Genomic DNA, 19165 nt, shown 5'->3' with positions numbered 1-19165 from the left:
TCACCCCGGTGGGTTGGTCAGTGCTCAGGCCGATGCACAGAGCAGCGCCTGCGCCTGCTTCCACAGCTGCTCTCGGTGTTCTTCGCCCAGCAACGCGCCGTTGATGGCGACGGTGAGCTGCTCAAAGGACTGCGGTGTGGCCGTGTCCGCCAGGGCGTTGCCGTTGATGTGTTGCCAGTACCAGCCGGCCGCCCGGGCGGCGGCGGCGGGCTGCAGCAAGGCGTCGGGCTGGTTCACCAGGTCGAGTTGCAGGGCGGCGCCGGCCTCGGTGTAGAGGTGCCGCCCGGTCAGCTGGATCAGGCCTCGACCGCGGTAACGCCAGCCATCGCCGCTGCCCTCGGGCCCGTTGCCCATGCGGTTGGCGTACACCACGTTGGCCAGCGCTTCGGGGTGGTGCTCGAACGGGGTGGCATCGAGGCGGCCGTTGGCGTCGTCGGGTGGCAGAAAAAAGTGTTTGGGCCACACCTCGGGCAGGCGTTTGGCGCTGTAGTTGAGGCTTTCTTCGGTCGCGCGCAGACCATCCGACTCGTGGACGATCTGGGCCAGAAACGCCGCCTCGCGGGCGGCGGTGTTGATCTCGAATTCCGTCATGGCGGCCTGGATCGGCTGCAGCCAGGAAGCGACTTCGTCGGCCGGGCGTCCGGTGAGGGCCGCCAGATCGTTGGCGTTCATGTGGTCTCTCCCTTATTGCTGCGGGGCGTTGGCGGCCGCGGCACTGTCATCACCCTGGATCGCGAGGAATTTGTCCGGGTAGTACTTGCTGACCCACATCTGCGCCAACTGGGTGCGGGTGATGGGTTTGAGGTAGTAGTTGATCGGCACGCCGATGCCGCCCTTGCGGGCTGCCTCCACGTAGTTGTCGAACGCCGTCATCAGGGAGTTCACGTCGAGCACCCTGACCTTCATGCCCTGGATCTCGCCGAGCTTGCTCAACACGCTGGTCACGGTGCTGGCCTGCAACTCGGTGAACTCCTGGCCCGAACGCGCGTTGGCGGCCAGTGTCTGCATCGATTGCACGCCGGTGTTGGCGGTGTTGGACATCGCAGCCAGTGCGTCCATGGTGGTTTTGCCCTCTTCGGTGGCGAAGGTCTTCACGGCCATCTGCACGTCGGTGCCGGCAATGCCCAGGATCACGCCCGAGGTGATCACGGTCACGTGCGAGGTGATCTCCTGGCGGCTGGTGAGGCTCTTCTCGTCATCGCTCTCGGTGTCTTCAACGCCGAGCGAGCCACTGGCCGCGCTCAACCAGTCGGCCCTCTCCGCCCGGATCTGCAGCTCGCCCACGTCGGACTCCATCTGCTGGCTGGTGGCGGTGGTCTCCTTGCGCAGGATGTGCACCATGCCCACGAAGCTGGAGCCGTAGGTGGCGCCGGAGATGATGTTGAACGACTTCTCGCCGGGGCTGCCCTCCTGCTTGGCGATCTGCGCCATGGTGGTGGCGTCGGGCCGGATCCTGTCCTTGGCATCGGGAAACAGCTGGTTCCACACCCGGATGGCCTTGTCCACGTCCAGGCACAGCGGCGCCAGCACCGTGGCTTGCCGGTGCGTGCAGTTGGCGGTGAGCACCAGGGTGCCGGCGATCTTGTGCATCTGGCGCTGGCGGTTGATCTGCTTGACGGCGGATTGCGCCACCTCGAACCCGGCGCTCTTGTCGATCTCGGAGCCGGCCAGGCTGATGAAGCGCTGGATGTTGGAGATGGTGTTCTCCGCCTTCTGCTCGTTCTGGTCAAACGAGAAGTACTGGGCGTCCATCTTCAGCGTGTCCGCCGCCAGCGGCATTTGCTTGGGGACGGTTCGCTGGTAGTCCAGCGGGCTCTCCACGCCCGAGTTGACCAGCTGCACCTTGGCGCGCAACGGCTGCATCTGCAGTTCCTGCTGCACGCGCACGGTGGCGTAGTCGACAGCGGCTTTCTCCAGATCCGCGTTGACCTCGGGCATCTTGGCGACCAGGTTCTTGGGGTCGATGTTCATGTTCACCAGTTCGCTGGCGGTCATTTCCAGTCCGCGCTTGAGCGAGATGAACGAATTCAACGCATCCTGCGCCGCATCGACCGGCGCTTGCAGCGCGGACATGGCCAGCAGGGTCTCCATGGCGGCGGGGTGAACGATGCTGCCCAGCACGAGCGACGGTGAGTAGGGAATGGTGGAAGGCATGGGAGGGCTCCGGAAGGGGTGGATCGGGTGTCAAGGTGCGCGTGTCACAACCGGCGCGCTCAGGTGGTCGCGGCCGCGTCTTGCTTGGGGCGTGGTGTGTCGTCGCCCTGAATGTCGAGGTACTTGTTGGGGTAGTACTTCGAGACCCACATCTGCGCCAGCTGGGTGCGCGTGATGGGCTTGAGGTAGTAGTTGATCGGCACGCCGATGGCGGCCTCGGGCGTGGCGGCCGCAGCGGTGTTCACGTAGTCCTCGAAGGCCACCACCATGGAGGAGATGTCGAGCATGCTGTTTTGCCCGTCGTCCAGTTTGGCCAGGCTTTGCATCACGCTCTCGATATTGGCGGTCTTCAGGGCCACGAATTCGCCTTTGGTGCGGGCCGCCGTGGCCGCCTGCTGGAGCGAGGCACGGTCGGCCGAGGTGAAGTCGGAGAGCTTGGCCAGGCTGGTCATCATGTCCGAGGGGTCGAAATTGGCGAACTGCTTCACGCCCAGCGCCACCTGGTTGGCCTTGATCGTGGGGATGTAGCCCGCCGTGATGAGGGTGACGTGGGAGGTGATGTTCTGGGTGCTGAGCAGGCGCTTGACGTCCTGGGCGAAGTTCTTGTCGACGCCGAAACCGCCCTTGAGCGACGCAATCGCCGAGCCCAGCGACAGCGTGGCCTTCATGTCCTTGGCCCGCGACTCGTCGTCCTGGCTGGTCGTGGATTCTTCTGCGTTGAGCACATGCACCATGCCCACAAAGCTCGATCCCAGTGAGGCGCCTGAAATGATGTTGAACGACTTCTCGGTGGTGGAGCCTTCGGTCTCGGCGATCTGCCGCAGGGTGGTTTCGTCCATGCGGATCTTGTCTTTTGCACCCGGGAACAGCTGGTTCCACACGCGAATGGCCTTGTCCACATCGAGGTAGAAGGGCGAGAGCACCTGCGCCTCCTTGTGGGTGCAGGTGGCGGTGAGCACCAGGGTGCCGGAGATCTTGTGCATCTGGCGCTGCTTCTCGACCTGGTTCACGGCGGTCTTGGCCATGTCGAATGAAACGCCCTGACCCAGAAACGAGGTGGCCGCACTCACATAGGACTTGATGTTGGAGAGCGTGTCGCTGTCGTTCTCGGCGTTGTCGTCGAAGGTGAAGAACTGGGCGTCCATCTTCAGCGAGTCGGCGGCCAGTGGCAGGGCCTTGATCTGGGTGCGGTTGTAGTCGATCGGGCTCTCGACGCCGGCGTTGACGATCTGCACCTTGGCGCGCAGGGGTTGCAGCTTGAGTTCCTGCTCCAGCCGGGTGGTGGCGTAGGCCGTGGCCGCCTTGTCGACATCGGTGCCCACCTCCTGGACCTTCTTCACCAGGTCCTTGGGGTCCAGGCCCATGTTGATGAGCTCCTGCACGGTCATCTCCAGGCTGCGCTTCATGGAGATGAAGGAGTTGAGCGTCTCTTGCGCCGCGTCAATGGGCGTCTGTGCGGCCGAGATGGCCAGCAGATTGTCCATGGTTGCGGGCTCGACGATGCTGCCCAGCACAAGCGAGGGCGAGTAGGGGATGGTGGTCGACATGAAGGACTCCTGGACGATGGGGTGGGATGGGATGGACAGCGTGATCAGAATTTGTGCGCCAAGGTGGCCTCGCCCGGCGCCTTGAACGACAGCGTGGCCCGACAGGAGGCGAGCTGCGCGCCGTTGTGTGCGCCGAGCTTGCGGCGCAGGTTGTCGCGGTGCGTGTTCACCGTGTAGGGACTGATGTTCAGTTCCCGTGCAATCTGTTTGGACGTCAGGCCGCGCGCGATGAAATCGAGGATCTCGGTTTCCCTGGCGGTCAAGTTGGTGTCGGTGGCGTTCAGAAGAGATGCGAATGTCATGATCTGCCCTGGTTGGAGGTGGTCTGAACTCAATTCAGATGCAACCGCCCGGCAGCCCCGCAACAGACTGGGCTTCTTCCATGCGTGGAGGCATCGAATTCAGTGAGGTCAGTCTGCGGCAATCACCCTTTGGAGGATTGACGAACAGGTTATGAAACGCTCATGAATCGATGACTCGAAAATGCCCCAAAAACGGGCGGTACACACCGCTGAAACGCCCCTGCAAGGGTCGAAAAAAAGCCGCGACAGCAAGCTGTCGCGGCGGTGGGATCGGTGGTGTGCCCGGCGGGGCCGTGCGCAGGCCTACAGGGCGGCTTGCAGCATCAAGCGGTAGTCCTCGGCGCTGGCCAGGCGCGGGTTGGTCTTGTGGCAATGGTCTGCCATGGCGCCTGCGATCACCTTGTCGAACAGATCGGGCGTGACACCCATGGCCGCCAGGCCCGTGGGCAGGCCCAGGCGGGCGTTCATCTCGGTCACGGCTTCGGCCACATCCCCACCGCTGGCCAGTCCCATGGCATGGGCCATGCGCTGCAAACGGTTGTCTTTCTTCATCGACTCGGCCTCGGCGTTGAAGCGGATCACCGCCGGCAGAAACACCGCGTTGAGCGTGCCGTGGTGCAGACGCGGGTTGACACCACCCAGGCTGTGGCTGAGCGAATGCACGCAGCCCAGGCCCTTCTGAAAAGCCATCGCTCCCTGCATGCTGGCGCTCATCATGTTCAGGCGCGCGTCGCGGTCCTGCCCGTTCTTGGTGGCGCGCTCGATGTGCGCCCAGCCGCGCGCCAGACCGTCCAGGCCAATGCCGTCGGCAGGCGGGTTGAAGGGTGGTGCCATGAAGGTTTCCATGCAGTGCGCAATGGCGTCCATGCCGGTGGCTGCGGTCAACATGGGCGGCAGGCCCAGCGTAAGTTCGGGGTCGAGCAGGGCGGTCTTGGGCACCAGGTGCCAGCTGTGGAAACCGAGCTTGCGGCCGTCGTCCACGATCACGATGGCGCCGCGTGCCACCTCGCTGCCGGTGCCCGCCGTGGTGGGCACGGCAATGAGCGGCGGCACGCGGTCGGTGATCTTCAGAGAGCCGCCTTCGATGGTGGCGTAGGTCTTGAGCGGGCCTTCGTGCGTGCAGGCGATCGCCACGCCCTTGGCGCAGTCGATGGCGCTGCCACCACCAAGCGCAATCAGTCCGTCGCAGCCCTGCGCCTGGTACACCGCCACGGCAGCGCGCACGGCGGCCTCGGTCGGGTTCGACGGGGTCTGGTCGAAGACAGCGGGTTGCAGGCCGGGCAGGGCGGCGGTGGCCTTGTCCAACAGGCCGGCGGCTTTCACGCCGGCGTCGGTCACGATGAGCGGGCGGCGGATGCCCACGCGCTCGCACTCGGCCTGCAACTGCGCGAGCACGCCGAAGTCGATCAGGATGTTGGTGATGTAGAGGATCTGGGCCAAGGCGGTCTCCGGGGTGGTTCTTGTGGTTGCGAAAACTATACGGCTCGCGCCGCGATCCACCTATCGCGTGAACCCGTGCGCCGTCACACACAAGACAGGCCGTGCGGCGTGCGATGTGGAATCCGGCAACAAGGCCCGCGACAATCGAGGCCATGTCCCGCCACCCCGATCCCCGCTCGTTGCTCACGCCGGCCATGCGCCATGTGCTGGAGCGCATTGCGCGCGCAGGTCATGTGCCGCTGCACGCGCTCACGCCCGCGCAGGCCAAGCTGGCCTACGAAGCCGGGGCCGGTGTGCTGGAGATTCCCTCACACAAACTCGCCCGGGTCGAAGACCTTCGCTTCGCTGCGCGAGACGGTGCGGAGCTGCGCGCGCAGTTGTTTGCGCCGGCGTCCGAGGTCGCCCTGCCGGTGCTGCTGTACTTTCACGGCGGTGGTTTCACCGTGGGCAGCGTGGCCACACACGCGGCGCTGTGCCGGCACCTGGCGCATCTCGCGCATTGCGCCGTGGTGTCGGTGGACTACCGGCTGGCACCCGAGTGGCAGTTTCCGACCGCGGTGTTTGACGCCTGGGACAGCCTGCTGGGCCTGCGCGCGCAGTGCGGCGCGTTGGGCTTGGACGCTGCCCGCATCGCGGTGAGCGGTGACAGCGCCGGCGGCACGCTGGCCGCGGTGACGGCCATTGCCGCGCGAGACGCGGGCTTGCCGCTGGCGCTGCAGATGCTCTTCTACCCCGGCTGCGCAGGGCATCAGGACACCGCTTCGCACAAGACATTTGCCGAAGGCTTCCTGTTGGAAGAGCCTCACATCAGCTACTTTTTCGGCCACTACCTGCGCAGCGCCGCCGACAGAGACGACTGGCGCTTTGCACCGCTCGATGGCGTGGACGACCACGGCCATGTGCGCGAACTCGACGGTGTGGCACCGGCCTGGATCGGTCTTGCCGAATGCGACCCGCTCACCGACGAGGGCGTGATGTACGCCGACCGTTTGCGCCACGCCGGTGTGCCGGTGGACATCGAGATCTATGCCGGTGTGGTGCACGGTTTCATCAACTTCGGCCGTGCCATTCCACAGGCACTGACCGCCCACCATGACGCAGCCCGTGCGCTGCGCCAGGCTTTCACCGAGACATGACATGACCTTGAAACGCTCCGACTTCCGCTTCTTCCACCGCCTGCGCGTGCGCTGGGCCGAGGTGGACATGCAGAAGATCGTCTTCAACGCGCACTACCTGATGTACTTCGACACCGCCATCACCGACTACTGGCGCGTGTTGGGTCTGCCGTACCAGGAGACCATGCACCAGCTCGATGGTGATCTGTATGTGGTCAAGGCCACGGTGGAATTCCACGCCTCGGCGCGGGCGGACGACCAGATCGAGGTGGCCATGAAGTGCAGCCGCGTCGGCAACTCGTCCATCACCTTCACCGGTGCGATCTTCCGGGGCGACGAGCACCTGATCTCCAGCGAGATCGTCTACGTGTTTGCCGATCCGGCCACACAGACCTCGCGCCCGGTGCCGGCGGTGCTGCGCGACGTCCTCACCGGCTATGAAGCGGGCGAGACCGTGACCGAGGTGCGCGTGGGGTCCTGGGCCGAACTCGGCGCGGACGCCCAGCGCCTGCGCACCACTGTGTTCGTGGACGAGCAGCGCATTCCGAAAGAGCTGGAGTGGGACGCGGCCGACGCCACAGCGGTGCACGCCGTGGCCTACAACCGCCTGGGCCGCCCGCTGGCCACGGGCCGGCTGCTCGCCCATGAGCCGGGCACCTCCAAGATCGGGCGCATGGCGGTGGAGCGCACCATGCGCGGCGGACGCCTGGGGCGCGATGTGCTGCACGCCCTGATGGACGTGTCGCGCGCGCGCGGCGATGCCGAGGTGGTGCTCAACGCGCAGCGCAGCGCCGAGGGCTTCTATGCGCGGCTGGGGTACACCGTGCTGGGTGAGCCGTTTGACGAGGCCGGTATCCCGCACGTGACCATGTTCATGCGCCTGTGACGCTGCGCCTCACCACACCAGCGTTTCGCTGCGTGCGTGTTCGGGCGCCAGGCGGACCACCGGCGCCAACGGGTCGTGGGTCCATTCGTGCATGGTCACGTCAAAGCCCTGCGCCCGGGCTTGCAAGCTGACGATCTGACTGGTGCGCGTGCCGTAGGCGCGGTCGGCCATGCGCACGAAGGGGCTGGAGAGGGAGCGCTCCAGATCGGCAGGCACGCCGGTGTGTGGCAGATGCGGGTCTGGCACCGGCCGGGCGTCGGTGAGGGCTCGGGACAGCGGCGCCAGCCAGTCCGATGACGCCAGCAAGGATTCGCCGAGCGCCGCCTTCAGTTGTTGTGTCTTGGGCCATGGGGTGTCGAGGCTGGCGTTGGACAGGCCATAGATCCCGTCGGCCAGCGCGCGCTGGTGGAGCGTGCTCGCCTGGGTGCCGTGCGGGGCGGCGGGGTCGCGGTTGCCCAGCCAGTGCCAGGCTCGGGCGTGGAAGTCGCCCACCACCAGGTTGAAGGCACCGTAGGCGGTCGGGTCGATGCTCTGCGCGAACCGCTGTGCATCGGCGTCGCACTGCAGCCAGCGCGTGACCAGCTCGCCCCGGCTGCGCCGGGCGGGCGCCTGCGTTGGCTGGCGCACGTTGGTCAGCATTGCCACGCGGCCCTGCGGGCTCAGGCCCAGCCAGGTGCCGCCATCGCGCAAATCCCGTCCACCCAGCACCTCGGTGCCGTCGGCCAGCAGCCAGCGGTGCAGCGGCGCGGTGGGCCGGTCCAGGAATTCATCGCGGTTGGAGGCAATCCGCAGCGGGCAAGCCGGATCGGCGTTCAGCGCAAAAGCGATCAGGCACATGACCAAGCCCGTGTCAGATATCGTCGAGCAGAAGGTAGGGCAGGGGCAGAAGGGTGAGCGTCGGGCCACCCGCCGCACCGGCGTGCATGCTGCCATCCAGTGCCGCGCTGGTCTGCATGGAGACGATGGCGTCAAACCCGCCGGCCGGGTGGCTGGCCGCCTGCACCACGGCGCCGCAGGGTTGTTCGGCGTCACTGCTGTGAAACACCTCCTGGCCAACCACCAAGGGCTCGTCGCTGTGCACCAGGTAGGCGCGGCGCTTGAGCGTGCCGCGGAACTGGCTGCGCGCCACCACCTCCTGGCCGGGGTAGCAGCCTTTCTTGAAGTTCACACCGCCGACCGACTCGTAGTTCAGCATCTGCGGCACAAAGGCTTCGAACACCGGCTGGCTCAGCGTGGCCACGGCGCTCTTCACCTCCAGCCAGTGCCAGAGGTCTTCCGGCAAGACTTCGCCGAGCGGTGCCGGGGCGCCCACCGGGGCGACCCACAAGGCCCGTGGAGTTCCGTCGGCCGGGTACAGGCGCACCACGCTGGCATCACCCTCGCGCCCCTGCGACCATGCTGCAACGGGCAGGGCGGCGGGCACCGCGTTGCCGGCGATGCCCCAGATGGCGAACGCCTCGCTGGCATCGCTCAGTCTGGCTTTGGCGCGCAAGACAAACATCGACAGGCGCTTGAGCGTGGTGGGCAGCAGGTCGCGGCTGCAGATCAACAAGATTTGATCGTGGCGGCGCTTGAAGCCGATGAAACTGGCCTGCATGCGGCCCTTGGCCGAGCAGAACGCGGCCAGCCGCGCCTCGGACAACCCCAGCAACGCGAAATCGTGCGTGAGCTGTCCATGGAGGAATTTCGCGGCGTCTTCTCCGTCCACCTGGATCACACCCAGGTGGCTCAGGCGGGCAATGCCGTGAAGGGGCTGGGTGGCCTCGGTGAAGGAGGGCTGCGTTGTGGGTGTGCTGGTGGAGTTCATGTGAGACGCCCGGGGTGGGTTGCGATATGCCGGGAGCGGCGCTGGGGACATGCCGCGCCATGGGGAGGTGCCCGATTATCATCGTGAGCCCGGTCCGGGTCCCCGATGCCGGCCCCATTACCCTGTTGAGATCACCCCCTTGTTGCGCCTGTTCAAACTCATGTTCGTGCTGCCGTTGGTGGCCCTGCTGATCGCAGGCGCCTTCGGCGTGTGGTGGGTCGACGAACCGCTGCCGCTGGCGCCCGGTGTGACCGAGCAAACACCGCTGGAGGTCGAAGTGGTTTCCGGGCAGTCGGCGCGCGGCATTGCCGAGAAGCTTTCATCGGCGGGCGTGCAGACCCCTTGGGTGCTGTTGTATGGCTGGTTCCGGGTGTCGGGTCAGTCGCGCGACATCAAGGCCGGCAGCTACGAGTTCGCGCCCGGCACCACGCCGCGCAGCCTGCTCTCGAAGCTGGTGCGGGGCGAACAGGCTTTTCGCAGCATCACCCTGCTGGAAGGCTGGAACCACCGCCAGGTGTTTGAGCTGGTGCGCGCCTCGCCCGACCTGACGCAAGACATCGAAGGCATGAGCACGGCCGACGTCATGGCCCTCATCGGCTACCCGGGGCGCCATCCGGAAGGGCGGTTTTTCCCCGACACCTACCGGGTGGCCAAGCGCGCCACCGCCTCCAGCGTGTTGCGCCAGGCCGCGCAGGCCATGGACAAACGTGTGGCCGATCTGTGGACGCAGCGTGACAGCTCCGTGCCGCTGCGCACCCCGGAAGAAGCCCTCATCCTGGCCAGCATCATCGAAAAGGAAACCGGCCTGGAGAGTGATCGCAAGCGCATCGGCGGTGTGTTTGCCAACCGGCTGCGCATCGGCATGCGCCTGCAGACCGACCCCAGCGTGATCTACGGTCTGGGCGAGCGCTTTGACGGCAACCTGCGCCGCGACGACCTGCAGACCGACACGCCCTACAACACCTACACCCGCGCCGGGCTGCCGCCCACGCCGATTGCCATGCCCGGGGCTGCATCGCTGCGCGCTGCTGTGCAGCCTGGCGACACCAACGCCATCTATTTCGTGGCCCGCGGCGACGGATCGAGCCAGTTCAGCGCCACCCTCGAAGAGCACAATGCCGCCGTGCGCCGCTACATCCTGCGCCGCTGATTCCCGCCCGACAACATTCTCTTTTCATGCAGACCGCCGGACTTTTCATCACGTTTGAAGGCATCGACGGTGCAGGCAAATCCACCCATATCGCCGCCCTGGCCGAGGCTTTTCTGGCGCAAGGGCGCGCCGTCACGCTCACCCGCGAGCCGGGCGGCACGCCACTGGCCGAGAAGTTGCGCGAGCTGGTGCTCAACGACCCGATGGACCCGCTGTGCGAAGCCTTGTTGATGTTTGCGGCGCGCCGGGACCACCTGCAGCAGGTGATCGAACCCGCGCTGTTGCAGGGCAACGTGGTGCTCTGTGACCGGTTCACCGACGCCACCTTTGCCTACCAGGGCGCCGGGCGCGGTTTTGATCTGGCCGTGCTGGGCCAGCTTGAGCGCTGGGTTCAAGCCATGCCCGAGCAGGGCGGTCAGTTGCGGCAGCCCGACCTCACGGTGTGGTTCGACCTGCCGCCCGCCGTGGCCGCCGAGCGGCTGGCCGGTGCGCGCTTGCCCGACCGTTTTGAGTCCCAGCCGCAGGCGTTCTTTGAGCGCGTGGCCGCTGGCTACCGCGATCGCATGCAGCAGGACCCGGCGCGTTTCGCCCGGGTGCCCTCGGACCAGCCCAAGGACACCGTCTGGCGCCATGTTCTCCAGGCGTTCGAGCAGCGCGGCTGGCTGCAAGGGGAGGGCGCTCGATGAGCGGGACGACACTGGCCCCCTGGCTTCAAACCCAGCTGACCAGCCTGCTGGCCCAGCGCGGCCATGCTTTGCTGCTCTCGGGACCGTCGGGTTTGGGGCAGTACGACCTGGCGCTGGCGCTGGCCCGCGCCTGGCTGTGCGAACACCCCACGGCGCAAGGCGCCTGTGGCACATGCAGCAGTTGCCACGCCATCGATGTGCGCACCCATGCCGACCTGTGCGTGCTCATGCCCGAGGTGTTGAGCCTGGAACTTGGCTGGCCGCTGGACGAAAGCGCGCAAAAAGAGATCGACGACAAGAAGCGCAAACCGAGCAAGCTGATCCGTGTGGAGGCCGCGCGCGACGCGGTCGTTTTCACGCAGACCACCCGCTCGCGGGGCAACACCAAGGTGATCCTGGTGTACCCGGCCGAGCGGATGAACATGGAGTCGGCCAACACCCTGCTCAAGACGCTGGAAGAGCCGGTGGGCGAAGTGCGCTTCATCTTGGCCACCGAGTCGGCACACCAACTGCTGCCCACCATCCGCAGCCGCTGCCAGACCCACGCCATGGTCTGGCCACCGCAGTCCGAAGCCCTGAGCTGGTTGATGGAGCAGGTGAGCGCTGTGCAGGCGGGTGGCAAGTCACCCGTGCCGCCACCCACGCCCGGGCAGGCGGCTGTGTGGCTGCAGGCGGCGGGCGGGCGGCCCGACGATGCACTGACCTGGGCATCCAGCGGGCTGGACGCCAAAGCCTGGGCCGGCTTGCCGCAGGCGCTGGCCCGTGGCGACTGGTCCTTGTTGGCCGACTGGCCGGCTGCGCAGCAACTCGCCGTGCTGCAGAAGCTGTGTCATGACCTCATGGCCCATGCCTCGGGTGCACCGGCCCGGTTTTTCCCCGCCACCGGTTTGCCCGCCGCCCCGCGCATGACGGCACTGGCGACCTGGTCACGCGAACTCATGCTGGCCGCACGCTCGGTGGAACATCCCTACAACCCGGGTCTCATGCAGGAAGCGTGGGCTGCACGCACGCGCCAGGTGCTCGCGGCCAGGGCGCATTGAGTGGCTGAAAAGCAGCGCAGCGCACACCCAACCGAGCATTGTTTTGCGGCCCCGCAACAAGGCGCACCCGCCAACATATTGCCGCTAAACTCGACCCGATGAGCACAACCCCTTCTCCCTCGGCAGCTGCGGCACGCCCGAGCGTGATCCAGCTCTCCATCAAGGAGAAGGCAGCGCTCTACGCGGCCTACATTCCTTTGTTTGCAGACGGTGGCATCTTCATTCCGTCTTCCCGCGAGTACCGGCTGGGCGACGACGTGTACGTGTTGCTCAGCCTGCCCGACGACCCGCAGCGCTACCCCGTGGCGGGCAAGGTGGCCTGGGTCACGCCGGCCAAGGCTTCCGGTGGGCGCACCCAGGGGGTTGGCATCCGTTTCCCGTCCGACGAAAAGTCGCGCATGTTGAAGCTGAAGATCGAGGAAATCCTCGGCGCCAGCCTCGGCTCGGACCGCGCCACCCAGACGCTCTGAGGCTGCGCTTTCTCCGCAGCTCCGTCGATCGGGCCAACCACAAGGCCCGCATTCCATTGCCGAACTCCCAGGGTCTGCATGTTCACCGATTCCCATTGCCATCTGAATTTCCCGGAGCTCAAGAGCCAGTTGCCCGAGATCTTGAGCGCCATGGCACAAGCCCATGTCGACCGGGCGCTGTGCATCTGCACCACGCTGGAAGAATTTGAAGACGTCCACACACTGGCGCGCGAGCACACCAACCTGTGGTCCACCGTGGGCGTGCACCCCGACAACGAAGGCGTGCAGGAGCCCACGCTGGAAGATCTGCTCGAGCGCGCTGCCCGCCAACGTGTGGTGGGCATCGGCGAAACCGGGTTGGACTACTACCGCCTGGGCGAGCGCACCGTGGCCGACATGGCCTGGCAACGCACCCGCTATCGCACCCACATTCGGGCCGCGCGCATGACCGATCTGCCCCTGGTCATTCACACCCGCAGCGCCTCTGACGACACCCTGGCCATCCTGCGGGAAGCTGGAGGCTTTGAGGGTGATGCCGGCTCGCTGCCGCTGGCCCGAGGGGTGTTCCACTGCTTCACCGAAACAACCGAGGTCGCCCGTGCCGCCCTGGACCTCGGTTTCTACATTTCGTTTTCCGGCATCCTCACCTTCCGCAGTGCCAGCGACATCCGCGAGGTGGCGGCCTTCGTGCCGCTGGACCGCATGTTGATCGAAACTGACAGCCCGTATCTCGCGCCAGTGCCGCACCGCGGCAAGACCAACTCTCCGGCGTTTGTTCCCTGGGTGGCGCAGCAGATTGCCGAAATCAAAGGCGTGGATGTGGCCGACATTGCACACACCACCAGCGGCAATTTTGATCGCCTCTTTGACCGGGTCTTGTCATCAACGCAGACATCCTGAATCCAGAAATCACATGAAATCATTCAAAAAGATCGCTGTTTTTCAATGGATTTTCATGCTGTTGATGACATTGTCGACAGCCGTGTGGGCCGATTCGTTCAGCGATTTCTTCACCGCAGTCAAACGCAATGACGCCAACGCCCTGCGCCAGCTCGCCCAGCGCGGGTTTGACCTCAACACGCGCAACGAGCAAGGCGAACACGCCCTGTTCCTCGCTTTGCGCGACGACGCGCCCGACGTTTCCAGCTTTCTGCTCGGGCAGGCCAGTGTGCAAGTCGAGTTGCGCACCCAACAGGACGAAAGTCCGCTGATGATGGCGGCCCTCAAGGGACGACTGGAACTGGCCCGACGCCTGATCGAACGCAAGGCCGAAGTGAACAAACCTGGCTGGACACCGCTGCACTACGCCGCCACCAATGCCGACGAGGTCAGCCTTGCCATGACCCGACTCCTGCTGGAGCACCACGCCTACATCGACGCCGAGTCGCCCAACGGCAGCACGCCATTGATGATGGCGGCGCACTATGGTCATCCGTCGGTGGTGAAGTTGTTGCTGGAGGAGGGTGCTGATCCCCTGTTGAAGAACCAGCAGGGCCTCACCGCCATCGACTTCGCCAACCGAGCACAGCGAGCCGAGTCGGCCGACATCATTGCCGCCTTTGTACGGGCCAGACAGCCCCAGGGCCGCTGGTAGCAGGAACCATGTAGGTGTAACCCACATGGGGAGATTCCCTCGATCGCATCAGAATCGCCACACCCGATATTCCGAGGAGACACTGTGAAGCTGGCAAGTCAAAAAGACTTTTTCTCTGGTTTGATGTTCACCATCGTTGGCGTGTCGTTCGCCGTGGGTGCAACGAACTTCGATGTGGGCAGTGCGGCTCGCATGGGCCCTGGGTATTTCCCGTTGCTGCTGGGCATCCTGCTCACGGCCCTCGGCATTCTGATCACGGTCCAGTCATTCCGCAGCAAGGCCCCCGACGGCGACCCCATTGGAAGGATCGCCTGGCGCCCGCTGGGCTTTGTGCTTGGCGCCAACCTGGCTTTCGGCGCCCTGCTGGTGGGTTTGCCCTCCTTGGGCATTCCGGCCATGGGCTTCATCGTCGCCATCTACGGCCTGGTGATCATCGCCGGCTACGCGCGCCCCAAATGCGACATCAAGGAATCCCTGATCCTGGCGACCTTGCTCGCGGTCGGCAGCTACGGCGCCTTCGTCTACATGCTCAATCTGCAGTTCCCGGTGTGGCCTGCCTTCCTGACCGCCTGACCGGAGACAACCCTCATGGAACTCTTTGACAACCTCGCACTGGGCTTCAGTGTCGCTTTCACCCTCCAGAACCTGATCTACGCGTTCGTGGGCTGCCTGCTGGGCACGCTCATCGGCGTGTTGCCGGGCATCGGCCCGCTGGCTACCATCGCCATGTTGCTGCCCGTGACCTACGGTCTGGAGCCTGTGGCCGCGCTCATCATGCTGGCCGGCATCTACTACGGTGCGCAATATGGTGGCTCAACCACCGCCATTCTGGTCAACCTGCCGGGCGAATCGTCGTCGGTGGTGACCGTGATCGACGGTTATCAGATGGCGCGCAAGGGCAGGGCAGGCCCTGCACTCGCTGCCGCGGGCATGGGCTCGTTCTTCGCCGGCTGCGTCGGTACCCTGGTGCTGGCCGCGTTTGCGCCGCCGCTGACCGAAGTGGCACTGAGCTTCGGTCCTTCCGAGTACTTCGCACTCATGGTGCTGGGCCTCATCGGCGCTGTCGTGCTGGCATCGGGCTCGCTGCTCAAGGCGCTGGCCATGATCGTGCTGGGCTTGCTGATCGGCCTCGTCGGCACCGACGTGAATTCCGGCGTGGCCCGCTTCAGTTTCGACATTCCCGAGTTGACCGACGGCATCAACTTCGTCGTGATCGCCATGGGTATCTTCGGCTACGGCGAGATCATCAGCAACCTGTCGCAAGACGAAAGCAAGCGGGAAGTCTTCACCGGCAAGGTGCAGGGCCTCATGCCCACGAAGGAAGACTTCAAGCGCATGTTGCCTGCGGTCATACGCGGCACGGCATTGGGTTCGGTGCTCGGCATCCTGCCCGGTGGCGGTGCGCTGCTGTCTTCGTTCGCGGCGTACACCATCGAGAAGAAGACCAAGCTCAAACCTGGTGAAGTGCCCTTCGGTCAGGGCAACATCCGCGGCGTGGCGGCGCCCGAGTCGGCCAACAATGCGGGTTCACAAACCTCGTTCATCCCGCTGCTGACCCTGGGCATTCCGCCCAACGCCGTCATGGCGCTGATGGTCGGCGCCATGACCATCCACAACATCCAGCCCGGCCCTCAGGTGATGACATCCAACCCCGAGCTGTTCTGGGGACTGATTGCGTCGATGTGGATCGGCAACTTGATGCTGATCGTTCTGAACCTCCCGCTGATCGGCGTTTGGGTCAAGCTGCTGTCTGTGCCTTACCGCTGGCTGTTCCCGGCCATCCTGCTGTTTTGCGCGATTGGCGTTTATTCGACCAACAACAACAGCTTCGACATCTGGATGGTGGCCGTGTTCGGTCTGATCGGATACACCTTCATCAAACTCGGTTGTGAGCCTGCACCATTGTTGTTGGGCCTTATCCTGGGCCCCATGATGGAAGAGTATTTGCGCCGCGCCTTGCTGATCTCGCGCGGCGACTGGTCGGTCTTTGTGACCCGACCCATCTCGGCGTCGTTGCTGGCGGCAGCGCTTTTGTTGCTGGCCGTCGTGTTGCTGCCTTCGATCAAGAAGAAACGCGAAGAAGCTTTCGTCGAAGACTGACAGCGGCTCAGTTACCTCGAGAGGAAAGCCCGACCTTGAGTCGGGCTTTCTTTTTTGGGTCGCGACAAGTCCTTCTTAAATATTCTACGATGTATAGATTCACAAGTCTTTGATTTCATTGGAAATTCTTTCATTCGAAGGCCGAAGAAATGCTGTTCATGGCACGCACGAGGCCCGAGGCGAGCCGAGGGATTGGCCGCGGATGGCAGATCAGCGCGCCAGCTTTCAATGCGGGTTCACGGACTGACGTGGCAACGGATGGCGCCATCCCGCGACACCGGACAGGTATGCGACGGCTGTTTCCCGCGCTCATGCACCCCCCTGAACGATTGCCGAGCCGCTGCCCGGGGGCAGCAACTCGTCCGGGGACCAGGTGCGGGGAGCCATCCACTTTTGCAGGCACCGGGCGTCGGTGGCCCAGGCTTCATTGACACCGAGTTGGTAGCCCTCGGTCTTCAAACGCATGTCAAAGAGCAGCGCCAGGTTGTCGGCGAAGGCTTCGCGGGTGGTCCAACTGGTGCCATCGGGCTCGGAGAATCGGCGTCCAGGTGGTTGGTGAACGTGCTTTCGAGCCAGGGTGTAGGCCGCCAGGGCGTGGCGGATCACGTCCTCGGCAGACACCCAATCCCAGGTGTCCTGTGCCCTGCGTTCGGGCGTCCAGATGCGGGGTGTGGGGCTCATGGCTGGCCCCCTTCCAGGTCAGCGACGGGCTTTTTTCTTGGCCTTGCCGGGGCGCCAGTTGGCGGGCGCGGGTGGGCTTGGCTGGGGAGTTGGGGCAGGGTGCGCAGGGGGTGGCAGGGTTGGAACTGGGGCAGCATGATCTGCACCAGGCGCGTTGTTGCGGGGTTCGATTGGAGCGTTGTGGCCGGGGCGCAGGTAGGCGTCCAGGGCGACGGAGACCAGGGCATTGAGGGACACGCCGATGCTGGCGGCGTGGCTCTTAGCGCGGCTTTCCAGGTCTGGTGCGAGGCGTAAGGTAGTGGCCATGGGTTTTGGTGGTGGCAATCTGATATCAGATTGACATCATATGTGCCTTTTCCCGTTTCCGCGTTGTTAAAACTAGGGACAAGCCCATGGTCCAGCGGCTTAGCCCGCAGCGACTCCCCGCGTGCGGGGTCCCCTCTGCGAGCGTCAGCTTCTAGGCGAGCGAGGCGAAGCTGAGCGCGAAGCTGGGTGTTTTCAGAGTACTGCGTTCTGAACGAGCGGGCCTGCCGAACCAAGAGCGACCACCACGCACCGTCCCGGGGTTCGATCGGGTGGCCTTCAGGCGTCCAGAGCTTGCCGCTGTGCATCAGCCAGCCAGCCCACGACTTGTCGGGCAGCTCGTAGCGGCCCAGGATTCGGATCAACCGCCAGGAGCTGTACGGCACCGCGCAGGCGCCCGAAAACCAGTTATGTACAGTGCGTGGCGACACGTGAAGAAGTTGCGCAACATCGGCCAGGTTGAAGCCAGCGCCGGAGCACATGGATTTGAAGCGCAGCCCAGAAGCGGCTGGTTAGCTTATGCAATTCCAGCAAGTGGTGGCTTAAGGTAACTCGTTGATTTTGTTCGCTTTATCTGACAGTCGCTGCCAAGTTTGCCGCTTTGCCAAGAGAGACAATGTTGGCGATTCCTCAGCCTGCAAATGTGATCTTCAACTTGTCGAGCCATAGACTGGTGAATTTGGCAACGCAACGACCAGTCCTCAGCGATGCTCTTGATCAGCTGCGGTGAGGCTGGAGCCTGAGTTCATCACCCTGTGCCGGAGGTTCCGACGGACATGCTTGCACCCCTTGGATGCTTTTGACGCTTCAGCGGCAGGTGATCAGCCCACCTGTCTACCAGCACCTGGGCTGCCCGACCAAAGACAACTAAGCCCCTGTCTGTGACGAAGCCCAACCTGACCGGTACCTGCGCAATCGTCTCGAACTGGGCTCAAGCCCAATTGCCAAGTTTGTAACGTTCGATGGTGGAAACTCCGACCAGCATCCAGCATCCAGCATCCAGCATCCAGCATCCAGCATCCAGCTTCAGCCCAGTTCGTACCAATGCATAGCCGTCCTTTGCTTGAACGTGGAGAGACGAATGGGTTCCTTCTGCGTTCGGCTGTGAGCTTGTCGATTCGTTCTGGACGGAGTTGATGTAGCACCGCGTCCCGCAGGTCAACGAGGCACGGATGTTTACGTTCAAGCTATGTAACGGCAAAACAAGCTGGGCCCACGTCTGGAATTCATACAACGGGGTCTTATGAGAAGACGAGCGCAGTCGTCTGCGACCTCTGCGAGTCACGCTGGCTAGCACTGCCCAATCCCTCATAGTCGACTCGAAGGTCAGGCTGCTTCTCGATGGATCAACGAGCGCCAAACCCTCTTACTGAAGGCGAGACCGGTGAGCCGTCTGGCGCACGCGCTGACATAACTTTTTACCCTGCACGTGGCCCGCCTAGAGCAAGAGCTATTTCTGATCTAGAAGCGGGGTGCAGCTGAAAATGGACTTGCAACCAAGAGACATTTAAGATGTTTTGAACCAATTATAAGATCTGTACGTCAATTGCAGAATAATCGATACTGGAGTAGCAGGGGTATCAGAAACGTCCGAGTTTTGCAATTCTATTAAGTAGCTGCACCGATCTCGCATAGAGCTAGCGGTAAATTTTCTATTGACAATAGACCCGAATCCATCTTGAGGTTTCGAAAGAATTTTAGGTGTCAAACGCGAAATCGAGATTGACTTGCGTAGTAAGCCTGAATGCAATTCGAGCAAGCATTATGAATGCATAATCTATATTTGATGGATATCAAAAAAATTAGCACGGCCTCAAATCAAGCATATTAATATAACGCACAAGCCTCAAGTTTTTGGGGAGGTGGTTTTGTATTTATGCATAGGGGATG

The 19165-nt window shown here is 63.9% G+C and carries 19 protein-coding genes and 1 pseudogene; 10 read left to right on the top strand and 10 right to left on the bottom strand.

Annotated features, from left to right (window positions below):
• Positions 1-24: 24 nt before the first annotated feature.
• The 5 genes from ACN4F8_RS12045 to ACN4F8_RS12025 form a co-directional block, all read right to left on the bottom strand.
• Complete coding sequence (locus ACN4F8_RS12045; protein WP_419473820.1) at positions 25-672, bottom strand: glycoside hydrolase family 19 protein; 648 nt, start codon at positions 670-672, stop codon at positions 25-27.
• Positions 673-684: 12 nt separating this feature from the next.
• Positions 685-2154, bottom strand: a complete 1470-nt coding sequence (locus tag ACN4F8_RS12040; protein ID WP_419473819.1) for a hypothetical protein — start codon at positions 2152-2154, stop codon at positions 685-687.
• Between the two features lie 59 nt (positions 2155-2213).
• A complete protein-coding gene (locus ACN4F8_RS12035) occupies positions 2214-3701 on the bottom strand; it encodes a hypothetical protein (RefSeq protein WP_419473818.1) in 1488 nt (495 codons plus the stop codon).
• A 44-nt stretch (positions 3702-3745) separates the two neighbouring features.
• Complete coding sequence (locus ACN4F8_RS12030; RefSeq protein ID WP_419473817.1) at positions 3746-4003, bottom strand: response regulator transcription factor; 258 nt, start codon at positions 4001-4003, stop codon at positions 3746-3748.
• A gap of 303 nt (positions 4004-4306) precedes the next feature.
• Entirely contained in the window at positions 4307-5443 is a 1137-nt protein-coding gene (locus ACN4F8_RS12025) for an iron-containing alcohol dehydrogenase (protein WP_419473816.1), read from the bottom strand.
• Positions 5444-5595: 152 nt separating this feature from the next.
• On the opposite strand from ACN4F8_RS12025, the gene ACN4F8_RS12020 reads away from it, so the two are divergent.
• Both ACN4F8_RS12020 and ACN4F8_RS12015 read left to right on the top strand, forming a co-directional pair.
• Positions 5596-6579 (top strand): alpha/beta hydrolase, encoded by a 984-nt coding sequence (locus ACN4F8_RS12020; RefSeq protein ID WP_419473815.1) that lies wholly within the window; start codon positions 5596-5598, stop codon positions 6577-6579.
• Between the two features lies 1 nt (position 6580).
• Positions 6581-7444, top strand: coding sequence for a YbgC/FadM family acyl-CoA thioesterase (locus tag ACN4F8_RS12015; protein ID WP_419473814.1), 864 nt, complete (start codon positions 6581-6583; stop codon positions 7442-7444).
• Between the two features lie 9 nt (positions 7445-7453).
• On the opposite strand, the gene ACN4F8_RS12010 is transcribed toward ACN4F8_RS12015, so the two are convergent.
• Positions 7454-8281, bottom strand: coding sequence for an NRDE family protein (locus ACN4F8_RS12010; RefSeq protein WP_419473813.1), 828 nt, complete (start codon positions 8279-8281; stop codon positions 7454-7456).
• A 13-nt stretch (positions 8282-8294) separates the two neighbouring features.
• Positions 8295-9251 carry a YgfZ/GcvT domain-containing protein gene (locus tag ACN4F8_RS12005; RefSeq protein WP_419473812.1) on the bottom strand — a complete coding sequence of 319 codons (957 nt, stop codon included), beginning with the start codon at positions 9249-9251 and terminating at the stop codon, positions 8295-8297.
• Positions 9252-9411: 160 nt separating this feature from the next.
• Here ACN4F8_RS12005 and mltG point away from each other — a divergent pair, with 160 nt between their 5' ends.
• The 8 genes from mltG (at position 9412) to ACN4F8_RS11965 (ending at position 16291) form a co-directional block, all read left to right on the top strand.
• Positions 9412-10401: an endolytic transglycosylase MltG gene (gene mltG, locus ACN4F8_RS12000; protein ID WP_419473841.1), complete on the top strand. Its 990-nt coding sequence runs from the start codon at positions 9412-9414 to the stop codon at positions 10399-10401.
• A gap of 26 nt (positions 10402-10427) precedes the next feature.
• Complete coding sequence (gene tmk, locus ACN4F8_RS11995; RefSeq protein WP_419473811.1) at positions 10428-11087, top strand: dTMP kinase; 660 nt, start codon at positions 10428-10430, stop codon at positions 11085-11087.
• Positions 11084-12127 (top strand): DNA polymerase III subunit delta', encoded by a 1044-nt coding sequence (locus ACN4F8_RS11990; protein WP_419473810.1) that lies wholly within the window; start codon positions 11084-11086, stop codon positions 12125-12127. Before tmk ends, ACN4F8_RS11990 begins: the two co-directional genes overlap by 4 nt.
• A 98-nt stretch (positions 12128-12225) precedes the next feature.
• Positions 12226-12597 carry a PilZ domain-containing protein gene (locus ACN4F8_RS11985; RefSeq protein ID WP_300653038.1) on the top strand — a complete coding sequence of 124 codons (372 nt, stop codon included), beginning with the start codon at positions 12226-12228 and terminating at the stop codon, positions 12595-12597.
• A 78-nt stretch (positions 12598-12675) separates the two neighbouring features.
• Positions 12676-13497, top strand: a complete 822-nt coding sequence (locus ACN4F8_RS11980; RefSeq protein ID WP_419473809.1) for a TatD family hydrolase — start codon at positions 12676-12678, stop codon at positions 13495-13497.
• Positions 13498-13510: 13 nt separating this feature from the next.
• Positions 13511-14191 (top strand): ankyrin repeat domain-containing protein, encoded by a 681-nt coding sequence (locus ACN4F8_RS11975; RefSeq protein ID WP_419473808.1) that lies wholly within the window; start codon positions 13511-13513, stop codon positions 14189-14191.
• Positions 14192-14275: 84 nt separating this feature from the next.
• On the top strand, positions 14276-14764 hold the full coding sequence (locus tag ACN4F8_RS11970; protein ID WP_419473807.1) for a tripartite tricarboxylate transporter TctB family protein: 489 nt from the start codon (positions 14276-14278) through the stop codon (positions 14762-14764).
• Between the two features lie 15 nt (positions 14765-14779).
• The gene (locus ACN4F8_RS11965) at positions 14780-16291 is read left to right on the top strand and encodes a tripartite tricarboxylate transporter permease (RefSeq protein ID WP_419473806.1); all 1512 of its coding nucleotides are present in this window, start codon (positions 14780-14782) and stop codon (positions 16289-16291) included.
• Positions 16292-16600: 309 nt separating this feature from the next.
• Here the strand turns inward: ACN4F8_RS11965 and ACN4F8_RS11960 are convergent, their stop codons facing one another.
• From ACN4F8_RS11960 to ACN4F8_RS11950, 3 genes and pseudogenes are all read right to left on the bottom strand, one after another.
• Positions 16601-16972, bottom strand: coding sequence for a hypothetical protein (locus ACN4F8_RS11960; protein WP_419473805.1), 372 nt, complete (start codon positions 16970-16972; stop codon positions 16601-16603).
• An 18-nt stretch (positions 16973-16990) separates the two neighbouring features.
• Positions 16991-17278, bottom strand: a complete 288-nt coding sequence (locus tag ACN4F8_RS11955) for a toxin-antitoxin system HicB family antitoxin (RefSeq protein ID WP_419473804.1) — start codon at positions 17276-17278, stop codon at positions 16991-16993.
• Positions 17279-17472: 194 nt separating this feature from the next.
• Positions 17473-17757: pseudogene (locus tag ACN4F8_RS11950) on the bottom strand (VC1465 family Xer recombination activation factor); the annotation flags it as partial.
• Positions 17758-19165 lie beyond the last annotated feature (1408 nt).

Origin of the sequence: Hydrogenophaga sp. (genome assembly GCF_048549895.1) — a bacterium.
In the GTDB taxonomy this organism is placed as follows: domain Bacteria; phylum Pseudomonadota; class Gammaproteobacteria; order Burkholderiales; family Burkholderiaceae_C; genus Hydrogenophaga.
The sequence above is the reverse complement of the archived record's forward strand: the minus strand, read 5'-3'. Positions and strand labels throughout refer to the sequence as shown.